Below are 20,911 nucleotides of genomic sequence, written 5' to 3' on the forward strand. Positions count from 1 at the left end.
ATGCTATACGACAAACACATATTTATCTGCACTAACCAACGTGCAGCAGGCGCAGCAAGAAAAAGCTGTGGAGAAGCTCACGGATTGGAGATTGTAGATGCTTTCAAAAAGAAGCTAAAAGAAAAAAACTTGCCAATAAAATTAAGAGCCCAAAAAGCCGGCTGCTTGGACATTTGCGACTTTGGTCAAACTATTGCTATTTATCCAGAAGGTGTATTTTATGTGGGTGTTGAATTAAGTGATGTAGATGAAATAATTGAACAGCACATCATTAATAACAAACCTGTCGAAAGACTTGTATTTAAGAGAAAATAGTGTAATTAGTATTAGTGCGTTTTTTGGTCACCCTGAGCGAAGTCGAAGGGCATGGGCTGGCAAACGCACACCCTTCGACTCCGCACAGGGTGACGACCCGATTTAAGTTGCTAGCTCTTGTTCACTACCTCATTCAATCTATTTGGATAATCAGTAATAATTCCATCTACTTTAAAGCGTATCAGTTTTTTCATTTTACTTTTTTTGTTTACTGTCCACGGAATAACTTGAATGCCTTGTGCATGGGCATGCTTAACCGTTTTTCTTCTTACCAATCTATAGTAAGGGCTGTATATGGTTGGTTTAAAAGAAAGTGTGTGCAAATTCTTTTTTAGCGAATTTTTATTGAGCACCAAAAACGCAGTTTTAATTTCCGGGTCCATTTTATGGATAGCTTCTAATGTGCCTATATCAAAGGATTGTAGAGTAGTTCTGTTTTTAATATTATTTTCGGACAACACATCCACTACTTTTTTTACAAAAACATCTGTAGGCGGAGTAAATAAATTTTCCCATCCCGGGCTTTGTTTAATTTCTATATTGTAATTTACAGACTTGCATTTCCCGCTCCTAATAAGCGCTTCAACTGTATCTAGCACTTGAATAAGTAAAGGTTTAACAGTACTTACTTTCTTTTGCTCCGGATACTTTTTATTGAATTTACTGCCGCAATCAAAACTCAAAACCTCTGCATACGTAAGTTGATAGATGTTGTGTTGCATGCCAACAATTGCCTCTTTCTTTTTATTCTCACAAATAGCGCCTGAAACCCATGGCTCGTGTGACACCACCAATTGTCCATCTTTTGAAACAACCACATCCAACTCCAGCGTTGTTACTCCATGCTTCAGCGCCTCTACAAATGCAGGAATTGTATTCTCCGGCATCAATCCTCTACACCCTCGGTGGCCTTGCAAATCGAACGGTTGAGAAAATGCAGAAACTCTAGAAACAAGAAACAGCGCTAAGAATATTCTCATTTGGGTATTTATTTTTAATTTACGTGTTTCAAATTACACAAATAATACATCAAAATGAACATCACGAACCCTGCTATTTATTTGTCGCAGCAAGAAATAGTTGATGCCCTCATTTTGCAATTAAATAAAGACTTTGAATTAACGGACAATTTATTTATCGTTTCTAATTACGCTACAACTTATATAGAATTACTTTCTCAAATCAGACATTTTATTAAAACCTGCAATCCCGAAAAATTAGCATCTATTTTATATCGAGTGGATGTTTCTGAGCAATCTTTCCTGAAAAACTTTGGATTGATGGTGGATGGGAAAGAAGAAAACGAAGCTTTAGCCCGTCAAATCATTTTTCGTGAATTATACAAAGTCTTACTGCGGAAAGATGTTCTCAGAGCAAATACAAACACCTAAAAATCAACAATTTATACCGAATCGTTTTTTTTCTTAAGAATAATCGTAAAAAATGTTGACTTCCGCTCTTAAATGAGGTATTTTTGCAACCTAAACTTAACCTAGTAATGAAAGCAAAAAAAAATCTCTTAGTAAGAGGCATTGTGCCTTTTATGTTCCTGTTTGTGGCAGTATTTAGTTCTTTTACAGGCCCTACCACAAATTCAAAAACAACAACTCCTCCTTCATTAGGTCCTGATGTAAGTAAATTTCTTATTGGAGAATGGGCGTTAGACTCAAAAGCCATCATCAATGGAGAACGAAATAAAACTGTTACAGTATATAACTTTAGAGGCGACCAAACCTTATCAATTGATGTTGATGGTGTGGTAACAAACGGAGATTATATCGTATCAAGCAACAGTATCGTAATGATATTACCTCAAAAAGATAACAAGTTGGTTTTTCAGCACAGCAAAACACTTCAATCTATTACCAATGAAAAGATTGAATGGTATTATTTTTTGTGTGGTAAAAAAGTTACAGAAACATTATATAAAAAAGGTACAAGAGCTTATTTATCCTCATTTTAATTTTTCAAACGATAAAAGAAAGCTTGTTTAGGAAGCTCCTTTTATTTAATTAGGCTGCAACGAAATGTTTTCGTCTCCTTTTTGATAGGGCAAGTATGTTACAATAAACTGAAACATCTCGTCTGTTGTACGCATACTGCCATCTCGTTCGGCAACAGTACGAGGAGGGCTAAACGGATTGTTGGGATTCTTTGTTGTGTTATCAAAAGTCCCGATTGCCCAAACAACACTACCGGCAGGAATTTTAAGCATTTGGGGAAATGTATAAAAGTACTGCCAATTAAAGTCCCATTTAGGAATAGAAATAAGAGGAATGGTATCTCCTGAAGGCTTTATGGCATAAGCTTTGTAAGACTTTCCCAACAAATGCATGTGCGGATTAATGGTAAGCACCGAAATATCAATAGGTATTTTTAAATGTGTAGAGAATGTTTTTTCTTGATTTGGAGGAATTACCAATTTCGGCTCAATAGCTGAAACGCCAAGGGTTCCAAGCTGAAATTCCAATGTTCTGCGCTTAGGTGGTTTCGAGTCGAAATACACTGCAAAGTAGGATGAATCGAATTGATTAATACGAGATGGTCCGTAATGAATATCTTTTAAAAAAATTGCACCCGAACGTTTTATACTAAAACCTCCTATTCCATTGGGATACATAACACCTTCTACTCCCGGTAAATAGTTGCAAACAGAAGGTGTAAGCATTGGATAAGTTCCATCATCATTTGCCAGCTTTAATATTTCATAGCCGGTTTTCACATCCACAGAATCGGTATCTACATACCAATCCCCATCAAAAACATTTTTCTTCTTGCCCTCGTCATACTGAATAATAAAGCCATTTACATGGTGCACCAATTTTCTGTTCCCCGGAACAAACACAATAGATTTTATGAATGTATCGCGATCCAATTCGTACGGAAATTTCATTAAATAAAATTTATCCTTGCTGTTTCCCTTTAACAAAAAAGGATGGGGCATTTTTAATATCAAATCAGGTTTGCCCAAATTAGAAAACACTGCATCGGCAGTTGGCGTGTAATGCAGTGTTGATGTATCTCCCGGCAAACAACCACCTTCAATCCATTTTGTAACTACCTCTATCTCTTGCGCAGTAAGTGTTTTTTCGGACAAAAAATGCGAATAACTAGGGTTTGCGGGCCATGGCGGCATCATTTTAGCATTTACCACAAACTTAATAGCATCGGCTCTTTTTACAACCTGTTGATAGGTAGTGAGTGGAAAGGGACCCGCATGGTCTAACCGATGGCAGGTAGCACATTTTGTAAAAACAATTGGAGATACGTGCTCTGTAAATGTGTATGTTTCGGTAGATGTAGAGCATGCGCTAAAAAAAAGGCATCCGACATTAAAAAGAAGATATTTGCTTACTCTTAATTTCAACAGTACTCATTATTGTTAGATAGCGCAAAGCAGCTTCTACAAAGAGGTTCGTAGCTTTCTTTTTCTCCCAATAAAACTTGTCCTTGCTCTTCAATTATACGATGAGAGTGGTTTGCTAAATTTCCGCAACGCATACAGATAGCGTGCACTTTTGTAATATACTCCGCAACTGCCATCAAATTTGGAATTGGACCAAATGGTTCTCCTAAATAATCCATATCCAATCCGGCAACGATAACACGCATTCCTTGATTTGCCAACTGATTACAAACATTTACCAATTCCATGTCAAAAAACTGTGCCTCGTCAATTCCAATAACATCAACATCTGTAGCCAACAATAAAATATTGGATGATGTAGGAACCGGAGTAGAGCGAATAGCATTGGAATCATGCGACACCACATCACTTTCATGATAACGAGTGTCTATCTGCGGTTTAAAAATTTCTACCTTCTGTTTGGCAAACTGTGCACGTTTTAATCTTCGAATAAGCTCTTCTGTTTTGCCCGAAAACATAGATCCACAGATTACTTCGATGTAACCTGAGCGCTTCTTATAATTTATAGTGTTTTCGAGAAACATTTTATTCGTATTAAAAATAGGTGCGTTACAGTCTTCTTACTAAAACAATCTTGAAAATGTAAACCATGAATTTGCATTTTAAAAAATACTATTCTGTAAACACATCAAGAATTGTTATATTAGAAAGCACAACAAAACTAGCAAAATTTGCGTTTGATATTTAATAAACTAATTCACAAACAATGTTGGTAGTTGTTAACTAAAAACAACGTTAATTCCATCAGCTAAAAAATGCCACATGCCTACAAAAACAACACTTGAAATAGAACAAAGTATTGAACGTATTAAGGAACTTTGGAGCAACTACTCTGTTACCCCAACAAGCGAGGGACTGCGGTTGCTAATAGAAAAATCAAATCACCTGCACAGCACATTTATATACCTAAATGCGTATTTGTCGATAAACGCACAAAACCAAAATACACCTACAGAAGCCCCTAAAGTAGCTACCAATAGTGGGATTACCGAAGACTTGAAAAATACGGAAACCGCAGCTGCTGCAGAATTTGTGGCAAGAGATATCCGAAACTACATTGGCATAAACGAAAAATTTATGTTTATCAATCAACTATTTAATGGCAACTCCCACGAATATACCATTGCATTGAATCAAATAAATAATATTTTATCGGAAGATGAGCTAGAAACCTATTTGGACAACTTAAAAAGTATTTATTCATGGAATGACGAGAAAAAGGATACCGTAGAATCTTTCTATCAATCTGCATATAGGCTATTCACTTAATTTTAAAATTTAGAAATGGCAAAACTTATTGTAGTACCCACCCCTATTGGTAATTTGGCAGACATTACACTTCGTGCGCTAGAGACTCTTAAAACGGTTGATTTTATTCTTGCCGAAGACACTCGCACAAGTTCTCATTTACTAAAACATTATGCCATTGATAAAAAAATAAGCGCGTACCATATGCACAACGAACATGCAATGGTAGAATCGTTGACGGAGCGCATTGCAGAAGTAGCCTCTGTAGCGCTTGTTACCGATGCCGGCACACCAGGAATTTCAGACCCGGGCTTTTTATTAATACGCGAATGCCTGAAAAAAGGAATTGCTGTTGAGTGTTTGCCGGGGCCAACCGCATTTGTGCCCGCACTCGTAAATAGCGGATTGCCTTGTGAACGATTTTGTTTCGAAGGATTTTTGCCGGTAAAAAAAGGACGCCAAACACGCTTGCAAGAAATAAAAGAAGAAACACGAACAATGGTATTTTACGAATCTCCGTATCGTGTGGTAAAAACACTTGAACAATTTTGCGAATTATTTGGAAACGACCGAGAAGCAAGCATTTCAAGAGAACTAACAAAATTTTATGAGGAAAATAAAAAAGGTACTTTATTTGAACTGGTAGAGCACTTTAAGAAGAAGGAACCCAAAGGAGAATTTGTAATTGTAGTAGCAGGTAAAAAAGAATAACACATGACAAAAAAAGGACTCCCTCCGGGAACGCTTGTATATCAAGGAGAAAAGCGCACAGAACCTGTTAAAATTACTCTTATCGAATACAATGAAAAAGAATTTATCGAAAAACAATTCGATGATATAAATGACTGTTTCTCGGCATCTCATCCCGATATGGTTAAATGGATAAACGTAGATGGAATCCATAACACCGCAATCATTGATAAAATTGGGTCGCTGTTTAATATACATCCGCTTACGCTGGAAGACATTGTAAATACAGACCAACGCCCCAAGTTTGAGGATTACGACCATTATGTGGTATGCATCATGAAAATGCCCTACTACGACAAAGATGTAAATGCCGAACAGCTGTGTATTGTATTAATGGACAACTTGGTTATTTCGTTTCAAGAGGCACAAGGAGGAGATGCATTTGATTTAATCAGAACAAGAATACGACAAGGAAAAGGAAGAATACGAAAATGTGGTGCTGATTATTTAGCCTATTGCTTAATTGATGCTGTAGTAGATTGTTATTTTGGGATTCTTGAAAAAATTGACGACCGCATTGAAACACTGGAAGAATCAATGGTTGGGGACCCGTCAAGAGAAATATTACACCAACTGCACCATTTAAAACGAGAAATGATTTTTTTACGCAAAGCTGTTTGGCCTATGCGCGAATTGATAAACAACATTGAACGAAGTGAAACCACGCTGATAAAACAAACCACAGGAATTTATTTGCGAGATGTACACGATCACACCATTCGAATTATTGATACCGTAGAAACCTTTAGAGACTTGCTTTCCGGGATGATGGATATTTATTTATCCAGTGTAAGTAATAAAATGAATGAAGTAATGAAAGTGTTAACTATTATTTCTACCATATTTATTCCTGTAACATTTATTGCCGGTGTATATGGCATGAACTTTGACAACATGCCCGAACTACATTCCAAATGGGGATATGCAGCTACTTGGGTTGTAATGCTTACTATTATGGGATCATTGGTGTATTACTTTAGAAAGAAGAAGTGGTTGTAATTATCGAATGTAGACTTAATCCGTTTTCTCAGTAAGATGCTCAAAAGATATTCTCTTTTCATTAAGAGCAGTTGTAACATACTAAAAAAAGCTGCCTCAGTTTTAAGGCAGCTTTAAAAAACATTTAAATATTTTTTGTTTTATTGAATCGCCTCTCTATTTAAAAGTCTAGGAGTACAGCCACTTTCATGTATAACCTCTACTTTTAATGCAGCACCCTGGTTCAACTTTAACTGCTTCAGATCAAGCTCAAACGCGGAGAAATTCATATCACTTTTTGATTTTTTACCATTTACTAGTATTTCTTTCACACAAAAGCCTTGACCCCCTGGACCAAAAGGATTATTAAAATATAAATTCTTCCCTTTGTAAATACCTGCATAAACTTGGGTTGTATCAGAAGTTTGCGCATTTGGAAATGATTGTGATTTGGATGTTTGAGTATTTGGTTTGTACTCCGTTTTTATCAATATTGCCTCGGGGTTTAATAACTTGCAAGTGGAGCCTATAAGATGTTTTACCTCCACATTAACGGCATCTCCTATTTTCAAATTTAAAGGTTTAAGATCTAGTTCAAAAGCAGAAGCATCAACGTTATTGAACACAAAATTAGCAGATGAACCACTTGCTACTATCTCCTTTATACTAAACCCAACACCATTTGGAGCAAATGAATTATTGAAATACAAGTTCTTACCTTGATACGTGCCTTTATAAACAGTAACTGCAAGAGAATCCTGTTTTACATTATTCTTTCTATTTTCATTTGAGCTCATTGTTTTAGATACAGATTGAGCACTAATACCGCTTATTACTAATAGAAAAAAAACGGCTGTTTTGATTTTTGAAGCTTTCATAATTTTTAGATTTTAAGTTTAGTTATTTTTATAATACAAAGATACCCCTCATTCTAAGCCACTATGGTTAAGACTTATTTAATAAGTGTTAATGAAGTGTTAAAATTTCCAGCATACAACTTGCGAATATATTTCATATTAAGTACGATAAATCAATATCTTTAGTTTAATGATGAAGTTTAATTACTTTAAAATACTTATTGTTATAATGTGTCTTGCCTTGTTTGGTATTGTGCTATTTCAAATAAATTGGCTAACCAAAGCAGTTACTCTAAAAAAAGAAGAATTAAGAAAAGATATAAATTTTGTGTTGAACAATGTGGTTCGTGAATTAGAAAATCAAGAGACAGAAAAAATTGGGACTATAAATTTATTAGACACCTCCAATATAAGGCTTAGTATAATAAATACAGAAACATATATTTATAATTTGGGGGCAAAAAACAGCCTAATTAATAATGTTAGGTTAATTAAAAGCAATGTATCAAGCCACTCAAATTATTACTCCAAAAATCTTAAAATGAATTTGGTTGATTCAAACCTTCAACCTTTGAAAACAGGTGAAAATGTAGATTTCCTGAATGCCGTTGTTGGGGACATAATGCTTCAATACATACAGAAAGGAGGAGCTGCAATAACTAGAATAGATACCAGCGCTTCATTGAAAAAAACTATTGAATCGGCACTCAACAAAAATGGAATTACTGCCGAATTCAACTTTGGAATATACGACACCTTGGCTCACCAATGGACTTATGTATCGGACCAGACGATGTCTAAATCACCTGCGGATTTCTCCTATCAAGTTCAGCTTTTTCCTAATGACTTTAACCCCAACTCAGAGTTTATAAAGTTTCAGTTTAAAGAAGAGAACAATTATGTCTACCAATCCTTACTAATCCAGTTTTTATTTTCCTTTCTTTTTGTATTAATTATTATAGGAATTTTTTTTACTACTGTTAAAACAATCTACAATCAGAAAAAATTATCAGATATTAAAAATGACTTTGTCAATAACATGACGCATGAACTCAAAACTCCAATTGCCACCATCTCTCTTGCGGCTGACACTATCATAAATGATGCTATTGTTTGTAACCCCGAAAAGGTAAAACAGTACATACGTGTCATTAAACAGGAAAACAAACGTATGAATGAGCACATGGAAAACATTTTAAAATCTGCTCTTGTTGAAAAAAAAGAATTTGAAATCCAGTCAACACGCACAAACATTCATGAATTTATTGAAGACACAATACCCCATATTCGCCTACAAGTAGAATCTAAGGGGGGCAAAATTAGTACAGATTTCAAGGCAAGTAAAGTGGATGTATTATTAGATACGTTTCATTTCAAAAATGCATTACTGAATTTACTTGAAAATGCTACCAAATATTCAACAAGCCCACCTATCATTAAAATTGAAACGTACACGAAAGACGATAAGCTAATTTTAGAAATATCTGACAATGGAATAGGAATAAGTCGTGAAGATTTATCAAGAATATTTGAAAAATTCTATCGAGTTTCAACAGGTAATATCCACAATGTAAAAGGGTTTGGACTAGGGCTGAGCTATGTGAAAAGTATAGTCGAAGCTCACCAAGGAAAGATTACTGTACAAAGTGAATTAGGAAAAGGCAGTACTTTTCAAATCAAACTAAATTATATATAAATGATAAAAATATTATTAGCCGAAGACGACATTAACTTTGGGTCTGTTTTGAAAGATTATTTAACAATTAGCGGATACGCTGTTGTACACTGCCTTGATGGAGAGATTGCATTGCGCGAGTTCGGAAAAAACGAATTTGATTTGTGTGTATTAGACGTGATGCTACCTTTGAAAGATGGATTTACCTTAGCAAAGGAAATAAAACAAATAAATAATACCACTCCATTTATTTTTTTAACGGCTAAAACATTGAAAGAAGATATAGTGAAGGGATATGAAATTGGAGCAAACGATTACATTACAAAGCCCTTTGATTCTGAATTGTTGCTTCTAAAAATAAAAGCTTTACTAAATAGGAGGCAATTAGAAAAGCCAACGAAAGCAACAGAATATAACATCGGAAAATATCAATACAACAGCGACTCTAGAACAATTACTTCTAATACAAAAAAACAAAAGCTCTCTCCTAAAGAAGCTGCTCTCTTGCATTTACTATTCGAAAATAAAAATCATGTTTTAACAAGTGAGTATGTATTAAAACAAATTTGGGGAGATAGTAATTACTTTTCAGGCAGAAGTATGAATGTTTACATTACAAAATTAAGGAACTTCTTAAAAGATGATCCAAATATTGAAATCGAAAACATACACGGAACAGGTTACAAGTTAAACCTAAAAGGAGAATAAAAAGCTTGAAAAATGATTTTCTATTGCCTTCTTAATACGAACCATTATATTTTCGAATAAACCACTCTATAGAAACAAGTAATAATAAAATAAAAAAGATAAATTTCTTATTTATTAGATCTTCCAGCTTTGTTTCGTTATGGATGATGCTTTTAATGGATGTGTCCTTTAGCAACTCATCTTGCAATTTATCCAACTGATTAGGGTAATACATTGCACCTCCGGTTTTAGCTGCCAGTTGATACAACAATTGATGGTCGGCTGTAGTATTAGTATTTTCAACTAATAGAGGGCTTGTGCTAATTACTCCAGTAACTTTTTCTTTCTTACCATTAATAACGGCTTCCGCTTCGTACTTATATTCCCCTACCGGGAAATAGCCGGCATTTAAACTATACGACTTGCCCGTTTTGGCAAACAAAAAAGGATATTTATTCCCTTGTTCATTAGTAATCGTAAAGGAAACATCCGCATCATTTACCAATTCATAACTACTGTTATAAATCTCCGCTTGTATTTCTATCGGTTCGTTTTCAAAATTATTTTTTGGTGCCTGCACCCTAAAAAAACTCTTATCTTCCTTTACAGATAAATACTGTACAAATTTTTGAATTAATTCATTAAATAGATTAGAATTGTTTCTATCTGCATATTCACGCAACTTCCATCGCCACAAGCCTTCTCCTAAAACAACTCCTACTTTTTGTGCATTCAACTCAAAAAAGCCTATTGCCGGCTGTTGGGTTTCTACAGAGCCGATTTTCTGATAAAACAACGTATTAAATCCATTCGACACCTCATACGTACCAAATGGGCAGCTCAATGCAGGAAAATTTTTTGCATACTTAGTAAACTCTTCGGTTAAGGTAAACAACGAAAAGTTTTTATTTAATACAGGCTCTACTTCATTGTACCTATTGCTTGTTTTAGAAATTTTCACCCCTATGTTAGCCGACAACACACCTGGATTTCCAACTAGGAGCATCGGTACTAATTGCTCAGAAGCTTCCGTCAAAAGCTTTTCCGAGGCAGCCTTATTGGATGCTGCATTAACAAAACAATAAATAATCAAATTGTATTTCTTTACATTCTCGTAGGAAGCTAAATCGGCTACCGTAATTTCATAATTTTGATTCGCATCAATTGCACTCTTTATTGCAGTAACATCTGGATGTGGCGCATCGTACACCAATAGCACCTTCTGTCGAGAATCTAAAACCTCTATAAAAAAATCTGTTTGATTATTTACATAACTACTTTCTTCTTTTAAATTAGTAAGTACAACCTTATACCGTTGCAAACCGACTGTTTTCGCTTCCAACTGAATAGGAATGGTGGTTGAAAAATTAGAATTCGAAACAATATAGGTTGTAGAATAAACTTTTTCATTGCCCCTAAACACAGATAGTTCAGCACTTTCTCCAGTCAACAGTTTTGCATTTACGAGCACCTCCACAGGAAATATATTACCTAAATATGCCAATCGATTGTGCGACACTTTCGTAATTGCCATGTCTTTTCTAATGGCGGTATCGCCCAATGCAATGGTATAAACAGGTGCTTTTACTGATTTTAAACTATACAACGGATTACTACCATTGTTATAAATACCGTCAGAGGCAAGTAATACAGCACCAATATTTACATTCGAAAAAACGGTTTGTGCTTCCTCAAAAAAATCAGACAAGTTGGTCTGTTTATCAGTAAAATCAATTGCCTTATTCTGCTCTAGCGAATTGCCTACACTATATCTTCTTACATCATATTTTTCAGATAATTTTTCAGACAAACTATGTAAGTTATTTAAATAAGTTGTTTTGTAAAAAGTAGAATCTTTCGTAAGAACGATAGAAGCTGAATTGTCTTGAACAATAGCAACAATAGGCTTCTCTACTGTTCTAGATACATTTTTACTAATTGGAGATAGTAATAAAAAACAAAGAATACTAACCAACACAAAACGTAAACTTGCAGCAATAATCCTATAAACGGAGGCGATGTTGTTAAGCGAGCGTTCTCTGAAATAAAGTGCAAATGCATAAATAGCTCCACACAATACGCACAAAAAAATAAATAAATTTGAGTATTCTGTTGAGAACGAAAGATTCACGATAACATTTTTATTTAAGTAAGCATTCCACCGCAAACGGTAATTACTTGTCCTGTAATATAACCGGACATGTCTGAGCCAAGGAATACAGCCAAATTAGCAACATCGTCTACCGTTCCTCCACGTTTAAGTGGAATAGACTCCTTCCATTGCTCTATTACTTTTGGGTCTAGCGCATGTGTCATTTCTGTTTCAATAAAACCCGGAGCAATTGCATTGCAGCGAATATTTCTAGAACCTAGTTCCAGTGCCACAGATTTAGAAAATCCAATAATACCTGCCTTTGACGCAGCATAGTTAGCCTGTCCGGCATTGCCTTTTATACCAACTACAGAGCTCATATTAATAATGCTTCCCTTGCGTTGCTTAAGCATAGGGCGTTGTATAGCTTTTGTAAGATTAAATATAGATTTCAAATTTGCATTCATTACTTCGTCCCACTGCTGCTCACTCATACGCATCAATAGTGTATCTCGTGTAATACCGGCATTGTTCACCAACACATCTACAGTACCAAAATCAGCTACAACATTAGTCACCAACTCGTCTGCTGCCTTAAAATCTGCGGCATCCGATTTATACCCTTTTGCTTTAACTCCGTACTTTGCCAAATCAGCTTCCAATGCTAATGCCTGCTCTACAGACGACAAATATGTAAACGCAACATTTGCACCTTGTTCGGCAAATTTAATTGCAATTCCTTTTCCAATTCCTCTGGATGCTCCTGTTATAAGCGCTGTTTTTCCTTGTAATAATTTCATTGTATTAATTTATTAACTCTGTAAACTTATGAAAATAACTTTATATTTTCTTTACCAATGATATTGTTTAAATTCGCACACATTTTTTAGGTATGATACAAAAATTAACAATCGCTATTTTACTAACCACAATTACAATAAGCTCTGCGCAAAAAAAAATATGGTTTGATGTTGGTGTAAAAGGTGGCTATGGCGTAACACTGATTACAAATGGAAATATTTGGAACGATAGAAACATTGGCAATGAGATAACTCCCGGCTATTGTTATGGCGGAAAAATTGGGATTAATTTTAACGAAAGTCATGAAGTTACCATAGATATCATGAGTAGCTCATTAAATCAATTGTACAAAATTAAAACAGACTCTTTGTCGTATAATAAAACAGTAGCCATTTCTACATTGAATTTTTTACTGTTATACAGACACCATGCTGCAAACGGAAGCTATGCCGAAATTGGGCCACAGCTTTCTTTAATTCAAAAAACAAGTGAAAAAAACTCTATCGCTACCGCTTTTACCGCAAGCCCGAAAAATTATTACACCTCCAATTATTATGCTGCGGTTTTTGGCTTCGGAGGAAGTATATTAGGCACTGACAATGCAACATTATTGCTAGGTTGTAGATTTACGTACGCTTTATCGGATATACTAACAAGTGCAGGAGGCAAAAGTACAAACACCTCCTACCCTTTTAATGACGGTACGTATATAACTACCTTCAAATCCTACAAGCCCCTAAAACCACTCACAGCAATGCTGGTAATGGAGTTTAACTTCGATTTAGGATATTTTTCTAAATCGAGCTGTAAAAGAGGACGACATAAATTTTTACTTTTTTAATAGCAGCTTAGCATAGGCTTCTTCTTGAGTTAGCTCAAGCACCTGCTCTACTGCCAATCCTTCAACTAGTAATTTCTCAATCGAATAACGCACCAACCGCAAGGTAGGATACCCAATTTTTGCTGTCATTTTTCTTACCTGATGGTATTTGCCCTCTGTAATTGTGATTGAGAGCCATGTAGTGGGAATAGTATTTCTAAATCGAATTGGTGGATTGCGCTCCGGTAACACAGGTTCCTTTATAATTGAGGCGCTACAAGGTGCTGTTGTATGCATCTTTCCTTTAATATTCAACACCAAGCCTTTTCGCAATTCTTCTAACTTCTCTTCCTCTACATTGCCTTCTACTTGGGCAAAATATGTTCGCTTGTGTTTAAATACTGGATCTAACAGTTGGTAATTAATCTTAGTATCATTCGTTAACAACAATAATCCTTCACTATCGCTATCTAATCGACCCACCGGATAAACATCTTTTGGAAACGGGAACTTCACTGTTTCAATACCTCTGTTTGCCCCTTCGGACTTGAATTGCGAGAGCATTCCGTAAGGTTTGTAGAGAATAAAATATTTTAGACTATTTTTGTGCATGTTTTTACAAGTTAATCAAAAATTATAGCCATGCAAAAGCCCTATATAATTGGAATTACAGGTGGTAGCGGATCCGGAAAAACTACTTTTATTCGTGAGTTAATGAAATTTTTTAACGACAAAGAAGTAAGCCTTGTTTCGCAAGACAATTACTACAAAGAAAGACACTTACAACCGTTAGATGACGATGGAATAGAAAATTTTGATTCAGAAAAATCGATTGACATTGATTTGTTTATTGATGACATGACAAAATTGATGAATGGAAAAAATATAGAAAAAACGGAATACAACTTTAACAACCCGAATAAAGACCCTAAAAAAATAATCATATACCCATCACCGGTAATTATAATGGAAGGCGTGCTTCTATTTTACTTTCCGCAAGTGCGAAACATGATTGATTTGAAAATATTTATTGATGTAAAAGAACACGTCCGCTTTAAAAGACGGATCTTACGAGACACTGCAGAAAGAGGCTATCCGTTAGAAGAAATATTAATGCGTGTAGAAAAACATGTAGAGCCTGCTTACAAAAAATACATACAACCGTTTAGAGACTCCGCAGATATTATTATACCCAACAACCACAGTTTTGATAAGGCATTGGAGGTAATTAACAACCAAATTAAATTTAAAACGCAGCCGCAAAAAGTTTAAGCAGTATGATTCCATTTTCGCCACCACGTATTGATGAAAAAATAATAAACGAAGTTATTGATACGCTTAAGTCAGGTTGGATTACTACCGGACCAAAAACAAAATTGCTGGAAGTAAAACTTACCGAATACACCGGTGCAAAAGCAAGTCTATGCTTAAACTCCGCAACAGCAGGGCTAGAAATTATGTTGCGTTGGTTTGGTGTGAAAGCAGGAGATGAAGTAATTTTGCCGGCTTATACATACAGCGCTACCGCCAATGTAATTGTGCATTGTGGAGCTACTCCCGTTTTTGTAGATGTAAATGCAACAGATTTCAACATTTCGGTTGATGCCATCAAAAAAGCACTTACACCAAAAACAAAAGTAATTATGCCGGTTGATTTTGCAGGACTACCGTGTGATTACGAAGAAATAAATGCATTGGTTTTAAGTACTGATGTGAGAAATAAATTTACAGCTCAGACGGAGGAACAAAAAACATTAGGACGTATTTTAATTCTGTCGGATGCGGCACATTCAGTAGGTGCTTATTACAAAGGAAAAAGAGCAGGTGCTCTTACCGATGTTTCTGTTTTTTCTTTTCATGCAGTAAAAAACTTGACTACAGCGGAAGGCGGAGCAATTATACTTAATCTTCCTGAACCATTTGACAACACAGAGCTATACAAAAAGTTGTGTATTAAAATTTTACATGGCCAAAACAAAGATGCTCTTGCTAAAACACAAAAGGGAGCATGGAAATATGATATCATAGAAGCCGGCTACAAATACAATATGACAGACATTTGTGCTGCTATTGGATTAGTAGAGTTGGCCAGATACGACAACGATATGCTGGTAAGAAGAAAAGAGATTTTCGATTTATACACATCTATCTTATCTCAGCATGCATGGGCCGAACTTCCTATCTACCAAACCACGGAAAAAACTTCTTGCTACCACTTATATCCGTTGCGAATTAAAAACTGCACAGAGGCGCAAAGAGATGCTATGATAAAAATTATTTCAGAAAAAGATATTGCCGTAAATGTTCATTTTATCCCGGTTCCAATGATGAGCTTTTATAAATCATTGGGGTATGATATAAAAAACTACCCTACTACTTATTCTAATTATTCAAGAGAAATTTCATTGCCCGTTTATTATGATTTAACAAACGAGCAAGCAAAACTAGTTGCTAATACTGTAATTGAAGCCTACACGAGTATCTGCAAATAAAAAAAGCATATGAAAAGAGTGTTTGATGTTTTTGTTTCATGCATTATTCTTTTACTGTTATTCCCTTTTTTCTTACTTATCGCCCTCTTTATTTTTATTGACTCAGGCTCTCCCATATTTTACAGACAAACCAGAGTTGGGTTAAATAATATTGATTTTCAATTATTCAAATTCCGTACCATGCACACGCATGCAGATAAGCTTGGATTGCTTACTGTTGGAGGAAGAGACCCCCGCATTACAAAAGTTGGCTATTTTTTACGCAAGTACAAATTAGATGAACTGCCCCAATTTATGAATGTTTTGCAAGGCAATATGAGCATTGTTGGGCCCCGACCAGAAGTGAGGAAATATGTAAACATGTATTCTTCAGAACAATTAAAAGTACTTTCGGTAAAACCAGGAATAACAGACGAGTCGTCTATCAAATTCTCAAATGAAAGCGATTTGTTGGCAAGTGCCGAAAACCCGGAAGAATATTACATTCAAGTACTACTACCCCAAAAAGTTGAACAAGGAATAAATTACTCAAAGAATGCAACCATACGCAACGATATTCGAATAATTATCTATACGTTCTTAAAAATAATTAAACAACGATGAGGTTTTTATTTGTAGTAATTATTTGTCACATTTATTTTACAAGCGTTGGATTAACCATCGCAAAAGCGGATTCAACAAGCGAAACAGCAATCAGCAAAGTACATTCCTATTTTGAGTCGAAGCAATTAAATTTAGATTCAGCAGAAACAGAATATTTATATTATAAAATATTCGACTGGATTGGCACTAAATACAAGTATTCCGGTGAAACAAAAAAAGGAATCGACTGCTCCGGATTCGTAACTATGCTTTACGAAAACATATACTGTATGGCACTTTCAGGAGGATCTAAAGATATTTACAAACGAACAGTCCCTGTTGATAAAAACTCCATAAAAGAAGGCGATTTAGTTTTTTTTAAGATACGAAAGGGACAAATATCGCATGTTGGTATTTACCTACAAAACAATAAATTTGCACATGCCACCGTACATGGTGGCGTTATGATAAGTGATTTAAACGAGCCGTACTACAAAAAATATTTTTTTAGTTGCGGCAGAATAAACTAAACAGCATGTCCAAAAAACTAGTAATTCTTAATAAAGAACAAATACAACAAAAAATTATTCGTATTGCATTTGAGATATACGAAGAGCATTACAATGAAAAAGAAATAATCCTTGCTGCGCTCATGCCTAATGGAAGCAAGGTTACACATAGAATTGCAGAGGAGTTAAAAAAAATATCTCCACTAAAAATTAAACTGCTAACAGTAGATGTGAATAAAAAAAATATTTTAGATAATGAAAAGCCAATAGATATAGCAGTTGTGGCAAACAATAAAGTTGTAATTGTAGTGGACGATGTACTTAACTCCGGCACTACCATGATGTATGGAGTTGGATTATTTCTTAGCGCCAAACTTAAAGCGCTGCAAACAGCAGTACTTGTAAATAGAGACCACACCAAATTCCCTATAAAAACAAATTATGTAGGTATGTCGTTATCTACAACATTGCAAGAACACATTTCGGTACTGTTAAACGGTAAAAAGGAAGAAGCTGTTTACTTGTCCTAGCGAGCTATTGCGGATTTATTTGAAAAATTTAGCTACAAAAACGCCTTTATCCGTTGCTACTTTTACTACATACAAACCCGATTGAACATTAGAAATAGGAAGTTCTATTATTTCTTGATTTGTATGCCTTTCATTCAACGTAAGTACGATTCGTCCGCTCACATCAAGAACATCAATCCTATCAATTAAATAATCCTGTTCTGTTTCAAGAACTACCTTGTTGTCTGCGTGATATACTTTAAACGGATTTACAACACTAGCGGATGCAATGCCGGAATGAATGCTCATTTGGTTTTGTATCCAATTTAAAAATTGCGACACATTAGTATATACACCCGGATAGTTTGTGGCAGCACATCCATTACCCCAACTCACAATTCCTGTTAAAACCCAATTGCCATTCTCATCGGTAAATAAAGGCCCCCCACTATCCCCCCAACAAACATCTTTACCGCCTGCCATATAGCCTGCACAAAGCATGTTAGATGTTACAAAACCATTATAGGAATTAGCCCCATTGCATATCCATGACCCTACAATTGGAATATCAACCTCTAATAAATCATTAGAGCCATTACCTGTTAATGTATCTATTGCCCCCCACCCTATAGAACGTTGCATCCGACCATCAATTACTAAGGAAGTATCATTTGCAGGAGGTAGTAAAATAGGTGTTATTGTGGAAGAAACTGGAGTTGTTAGTTTTACAAGCGCAATATCGTAATCTTGAGTAACCATACTATACAAGCTATGCGTATAGATTGCACTTACACTATAAGTAGAAAACCCGGGCTGTGGATTCTGTAAATTATATGCATTCAAAAAAGCAATAAAACTGGAAGGAGATTCCCCTGTCATACAATGTGCAGCAGTTAAAACCCATTGCGGTGCAATAAGCACTCCCCCACAAAATTGAGTAACTAAATTTGAATTGCTTGCTAGCCCAACCATCCAAGGATAGCTTCCCACGGCAGATACAGAGCCTCCAATAATTGATTGCGCCCGAAACTTAGTATTAAAATTGAGCAAAAAAAACACTATGACTATTTTAAATATATAATTAGATGCTTTCATCAAAAATCATTTTTTTTAGTTGCAAAACAGATTCTACAATTGTTAGGTTGTTGGTAGATAACGTTTTAGAAAATTTATTATAACAAGGCTCTCTTAATGCATACAGTCTTTGAAAGTGGGCATAATCTGCCGACAACAAGGGGCGCATTGAATCTCCCTTTATTCTATCATATAGTATTGATACATCTGTTCTTAGATACACGCACAACCCTGAATTTTTCATTAATTCTGCACTATCATAAAAACAAGGAGTACCACCACCTGTGGCAACTATACAGTCCTGTTTATTCAGTATATTTTTGAGTGTATTGTACTCCAATTCTCTAAAAAAATGCTCTCCGTGAGTTTCAAAAAGATTGGCAATACTCATTCCGGATTGTTGTTCTACCAAAACATCGGTATCAATAAATGTGCAGTTTAATTGTTTTGCCAAGGCAGCGCCAATACTCGATTTTCCGCACCCCATAAATCCTACCAAAAAAACTAGCATTTAGTTTGGCAAAATTAGTATTCTATTGCTCTCAATATATACTCCATAGTTTACGGACATCAATGAGCCTTCTTCAAAATAACAATCAACGAATGCTTCATCAAAGCTAATTCGCTTTTCGCCCCATTCGTGCTCCTCGGTTTCAAAATTGGCATATCCTTTGGATTTGAAAAGCTCAATAATTTCATCTTCATTCAAATCAAACAAATTCTGCCCCCACAAAACAGCATTCTTATTGTCTATTTCGGCACAGGTAAAAATGTGATTATTCTCGGGGCTAAAAAAAATGGAAAAACCTTGATCCCAATAGTGCCAAACAAGTGTTTCAAAACCTTGATCCTCATTAAAGTCTTCTATTTCTTCGGGCTCGCCCAATGCTTTTTTTACATCGTGCGTATTTGCTCCGAATGAAAGATTTCCGAGTCCTACTTTGGGTTTTATTTCAATTTTATCCATTACAAAAAGAGAGTTACTTAATATACTAAATAAAGGTGGTCTTTGGATATAAAATAATTCAAAAAAGATGTAAATAGATTTTGCAAAATAGATTATTGAATATATATTTGCAGCCACTTAAAACAAAAGTGACTGGATTCCGTAGCTCAGTTGGTAGAGCAATACACTTTTAATGTATGGGTCCTGGGTTCGAGTCCCAGCGGGATCACAAAAGAAAAAGCCCTTGATAGCTAATCACTATCAAGGGCTTTTTCTTTGTTATAAAAACTTGTATTAAAATGGAGATACAAAACTAGTTGTATCTTTTCTTTCCATCGGAGGTATTGTCAAGACAGGAACAGTAGAGATGCTTATAATCTTTTGTGCTTCGGTGCCCGTAAAATATTCTTTAAAACTCAGCTCTTTTTTGTTGGTAATCAAAATCAAATCGACATCTTCTTTGTTAGCATATTCCATCACAGACTTAATAATGTTTTTAGTCATTATTGTTTTTATCGTGTTGGGCACAAATTTCTCTTTCATGAATTTTCGCACTTGATGGGCATATGCAATAAGCTTATTTTCCATGCTGCGCTGACTAGGCGTAAACAGAGTGAGAATTCTAATTGTTGCGCCAAAATATTTTGCAAATTCAATTGCTTTACCTGCCTTTTCCCTTGTTTCCTTACTTATATCCATTGGAAACAAAATATTATTGCACCCTTTTCTATGCTGCTTACCTTTTATGGTTATAACCGGAAAAGTACACTCCCTTACAAATCGAAATACATTCTGACCAAATGCTTTTCTAAAACTAATGTTGGTATTTATTCCCATCATTATTAAAGCGGGGTTTAAATCTGCAGCAACTTTGTGTATTTCTGCATACCGCTCTCCCTTGGCAACCATTGTTGTTACTTCAATACTAGCCTCGGCCGACACTTTTTCTGCGCGCTTATCAAGCATCTCCTTCGCATTTGCAGGCGATTGCTCGTTTTCAACATGTAGCAAAACTATTTTTGCGTTTAAAAATTTTGCCAAGTTATATGCTTGCCCCAACGCAATAAAAGATTGATCGGAAAAATCAGTGGGAATTAGAATACAGTTTTTAGTCTCAGGCATCGATTGAATTATTTCGCCAAAAGTACT

General features: G+C 35.3%; 25 protein-coding genes and 1 tRNA gene. 15 read left to right on the top strand and 11 right to left on the bottom strand.

Going from position 1 to position 20,911, the window contains the following annotated elements; translation table 11 throughout:
- Complete coding sequence (locus J0M08_09240; protein MBN8703239.1) at positions 1-315, top strand: (2Fe-2S) ferredoxin domain-containing protein; 315 nt, start codon at positions 1-3, stop codon at positions 313-315.
- A gap of 110 nt (positions 316-425) precedes the next feature.
- On the opposite strand, the gene J0M08_09245 is transcribed toward J0M08_09240, so the two are convergent.
- Positions 426-1,295, bottom strand: a complete 870-nt coding sequence (locus J0M08_09245) for a glycerophosphodiester phosphodiesterase (protein ID MBN8703240.1) — start codon at positions 1,293-1,295, stop codon at positions 426-428.
- Between the two features lie 54 nt (positions 1,296-1,349).
- On the opposite strand from J0M08_09245, the gene J0M08_09250 reads away from it, so the two are divergent.
- Positions 1,350-1,706: a hypothetical protein gene (locus J0M08_09250; GenBank protein MBN8703241.1), complete on the top strand. Its 357-nt coding sequence runs from the start codon at positions 1,350-1,352 to the stop codon at positions 1,704-1,706.
- A gap of 107 nt (positions 1,707-1,813) precedes the next feature.
- Positions 1,814-2,278: a hypothetical protein gene (locus tag J0M08_09255; GenBank protein MBN8703242.1), complete on the top strand. Its 465-nt coding sequence runs from the start codon at positions 1,814-1,816 to the stop codon at positions 2,276-2,278.
- A gap of 45 nt (positions 2,279-2,323) precedes the next feature.
- On the opposite strand, the gene J0M08_09260 is transcribed toward J0M08_09255, so the two are convergent.
- Positions 2,324-3,682, bottom strand: a complete 1,359-nt coding sequence (locus J0M08_09260) for a hypothetical protein (protein ID MBN8703243.1) — start codon at positions 3,680-3,682, stop codon at positions 2,324-2,326.
- The gene (locus tag J0M08_09265; protein ID MBN8703244.1) at positions 3,679-4,266 is read right to left on the bottom strand and encodes a thymidine kinase; all 588 of its coding nucleotides are present in this window, start codon (positions 4,264-4,266) and stop codon (positions 3,679-3,681) included. Before J0M08_09265 ends, J0M08_09260 begins: the two co-directional genes overlap by 4 nt.
- Positions 4,267-4,504: 238 nt before the next feature.
- On the opposite strand from J0M08_09265, the gene J0M08_09270 reads away from it, so the two are divergent.
- From J0M08_09270 to corA, 3 genes are read left to right on the top strand one after another with little or no spacing between them, the layout of a single operon-like run.
- Positions 4,505-5,011 carry a hypothetical protein gene (locus J0M08_09270; protein ID MBN8703245.1) on the top strand — a complete coding sequence of 169 codons (507 nt, stop codon included), beginning with the start codon at positions 4,505-4,507 and terminating at the stop codon, positions 5,009-5,011.
- Between the two features lie 15 nt (positions 5,012-5,026).
- Positions 5,027-5,701 (top strand): 16S rRNA (cytidine(1402)-2'-O)-methyltransferase, encoded by a 675-nt coding sequence (gene rsmI, locus J0M08_09275; GenBank protein ID MBN8703246.1) that lies wholly within the window; start codon positions 5,027-5,029, stop codon positions 5,699-5,701.
- 3 nt (positions 5,702-5,704) lie between these two features.
- Positions 5,705-6,739, top strand: coding sequence for a magnesium/cobalt transporter CorA (corA, locus tag J0M08_09280; GenBank protein ID MBN8703247.1), 1,035 nt, complete (start codon positions 5,705-5,707; stop codon positions 6,737-6,739).
- 140 nt (positions 6,740-6,879) lie between these two features.
- Here corA and J0M08_09285 read toward each other — a convergent pair whose 3' ends face one another.
- On the bottom strand, positions 6,880-7,596 hold the full coding sequence (locus tag J0M08_09285) for a hypothetical protein (GenBank protein MBN8703248.1): 717 nt from the start codon (positions 7,594-7,596) through the stop codon (positions 6,880-6,882).
- Positions 7,597-7,765: 169 nt separating this feature from the next.
- Here J0M08_09285 and J0M08_09290 point away from each other — a divergent pair, with 169 nt between their 5' ends.
- Together J0M08_09290 and J0M08_09295 are read left to right on the top strand one after the other, a co-directional pair.
- On the top strand, positions 7,766-9,271 hold the full coding sequence (locus tag J0M08_09290) for a HAMP domain-containing histidine kinase (GenBank protein ID MBN8703249.1): 1,506 nt from the start codon (positions 7,766-7,768) through the stop codon (positions 9,269-9,271).
- A complete protein-coding gene (locus J0M08_09295; protein MBN8703250.1) occupies positions 9,272-9,958 on the top strand; it encodes a response regulator transcription factor in 687 nt (228 codons plus the stop codon).
- Between the two features lie 31 nt (positions 9,959-9,989).
- On the opposite strand, the gene J0M08_09300 is transcribed toward J0M08_09295, so the two are convergent.
- Both J0M08_09300 and fabG read right to left on the bottom strand, forming a co-directional pair.
- The gene (locus J0M08_09300) at positions 9,990-12,068 is read right to left on the bottom strand and encodes a hypothetical protein (GenBank protein ID MBN8703251.1); all 2,079 of its coding nucleotides are present in this window, start codon (positions 12,066-12,068) and stop codon (positions 9,990-9,992) included.
- A 14-nt stretch (positions 12,069-12,082) separates the two neighbouring features.
- Positions 12,083-12,829, bottom strand: a complete 747-nt coding sequence (fabG, locus tag J0M08_09305; protein ID MBN8703252.1) for a 3-oxoacyl-[acyl-carrier-protein] reductase — start codon at positions 12,827-12,829, stop codon at positions 12,083-12,085.
- Between the two features lie 92 nt (positions 12,830-12,921).
- Between fabG and J0M08_09310 the strand changes: the two genes are divergently transcribed.
- The gene (locus tag J0M08_09310; GenBank protein MBN8703253.1) at positions 12,922-13,671 is read left to right on the top strand and encodes a hypothetical protein; all 750 of its coding nucleotides are present in this window, start codon (positions 12,922-12,924) and stop codon (positions 13,669-13,671) included.
- Here the strand turns inward: J0M08_09310 and J0M08_09315 are convergent.
- Positions 13,660-14,262 carry a pseudouridine synthase gene (locus J0M08_09315; protein ID MBN8703254.1) on the bottom strand — a complete coding sequence of 201 codons (603 nt, stop codon included), beginning with the start codon at positions 14,260-14,262 and terminating at the stop codon, positions 13,660-13,662. The genes J0M08_09310 and J0M08_09315 overlap by 12 nt on opposite strands.
- Before the next feature lie 30 nt (positions 14,263-14,292).
- Between J0M08_09315 and udk the strand changes: the two genes are divergently transcribed.
- The 5 genes from udk to J0M08_09340 are packed head-to-tail and all read left to right on the top strand — an operon-like array spanning position 14,293 to position 17,763.
- Positions 14,293-14,922: a uridine kinase gene (gene udk, locus J0M08_09320; protein MBN8703255.1), complete on the top strand. Its 630-nt coding sequence runs from the start codon at positions 14,293-14,295 to the stop codon at positions 14,920-14,922.
- A 5-nt stretch (positions 14,923-14,927) separates the two neighbouring features.
- On the top strand, positions 14,928-16,142 hold the full coding sequence (locus J0M08_09325) for a DegT/DnrJ/EryC1/StrS aminotransferase family protein (GenBank protein MBN8703256.1): 1,215 nt from the start codon (positions 14,928-14,930) through the stop codon (positions 16,140-16,142).
- Positions 16,143-16,151: 9 nt separating this feature from the next.
- Positions 16,152-16,745, top strand: a complete 594-nt coding sequence (locus tag J0M08_09330; protein ID MBN8703257.1) for a sugar transferase — start codon at positions 16,152-16,154, stop codon at positions 16,743-16,745.
- A complete protein-coding gene (locus J0M08_09335) occupies positions 16,742-17,254 on the top strand; it encodes a C40 family peptidase (protein MBN8703258.1) in 513 nt (170 codons plus the stop codon). Before J0M08_09330 ends, J0M08_09335 begins: the two co-directional genes overlap by 4 nt.
- Before the next feature lie 5 nt (positions 17,255-17,259).
- Positions 17,260-17,763, top strand: coding sequence for a phosphoribosyltransferase (locus J0M08_09340; protein MBN8703259.1), 504 nt, complete (start codon positions 17,260-17,262; stop codon positions 17,761-17,763).
- A 15-nt stretch (positions 17,764-17,778) separates the two neighbouring features.
- On the opposite strand, the gene J0M08_09345 is transcribed toward J0M08_09340, so the two are convergent.
- From J0M08_09345 to J0M08_09355, 3 genes are read right to left on the bottom strand one after another with little or no spacing between them, the layout of a single operon-like run.
- Complete coding sequence (locus tag J0M08_09345) at positions 17,779-18,837, bottom strand: trypsin-like serine protease (protein ID MBN8703260.1); 1,059 nt, start codon at positions 18,835-18,837, stop codon at positions 17,779-17,781.
- Complete coding sequence (locus tag J0M08_09350) at positions 18,824-19,327, bottom strand: shikimate kinase (protein MBN8703261.1); 504 nt, start codon at positions 19,325-19,327, stop codon at positions 18,824-18,826. The genes J0M08_09345 and J0M08_09350 overlap by 14 nt, the downstream gene beginning before the upstream one ends.
- Positions 19,328-19,783, bottom strand: coding sequence for a hypothetical protein (locus J0M08_09355; protein ID MBN8703262.1), 456 nt, complete (start codon positions 19,781-19,783; stop codon positions 19,328-19,330). It abuts the gene before it with no gap.
- A 135-nt stretch (positions 19,784-19,918) separates the two neighbouring features.
- On the opposite strand from J0M08_09355, the gene J0M08_09360 reads away from it, so the two are divergent.
- Positions 19,919-19,991, top strand: a tRNA-Lys gene (locus J0M08_09360).
- A gap of 65 nt (positions 19,992-20,056) precedes the next feature.
- Here J0M08_09360 and J0M08_09365 read toward each other — a convergent pair.
- Positions 20,057-20,884, bottom strand: a complete 828-nt coding sequence (locus tag J0M08_09365; protein ID MBN8703263.1) for a universal stress protein — start codon at positions 20,882-20,884, stop codon at positions 20,057-20,059.
- Between the last annotated feature and the right edge of the window lie 27 nt (positions 20,885-20,911).

It is taken from the genome of Bacteroidota bacterium (assembly GCA_017303975.1).
Taxonomy (GTDB): Bacteria; Bacteroidota; Bacteroidia; order JAFLBG01; family JAFLBG01; genus JAFLBG01.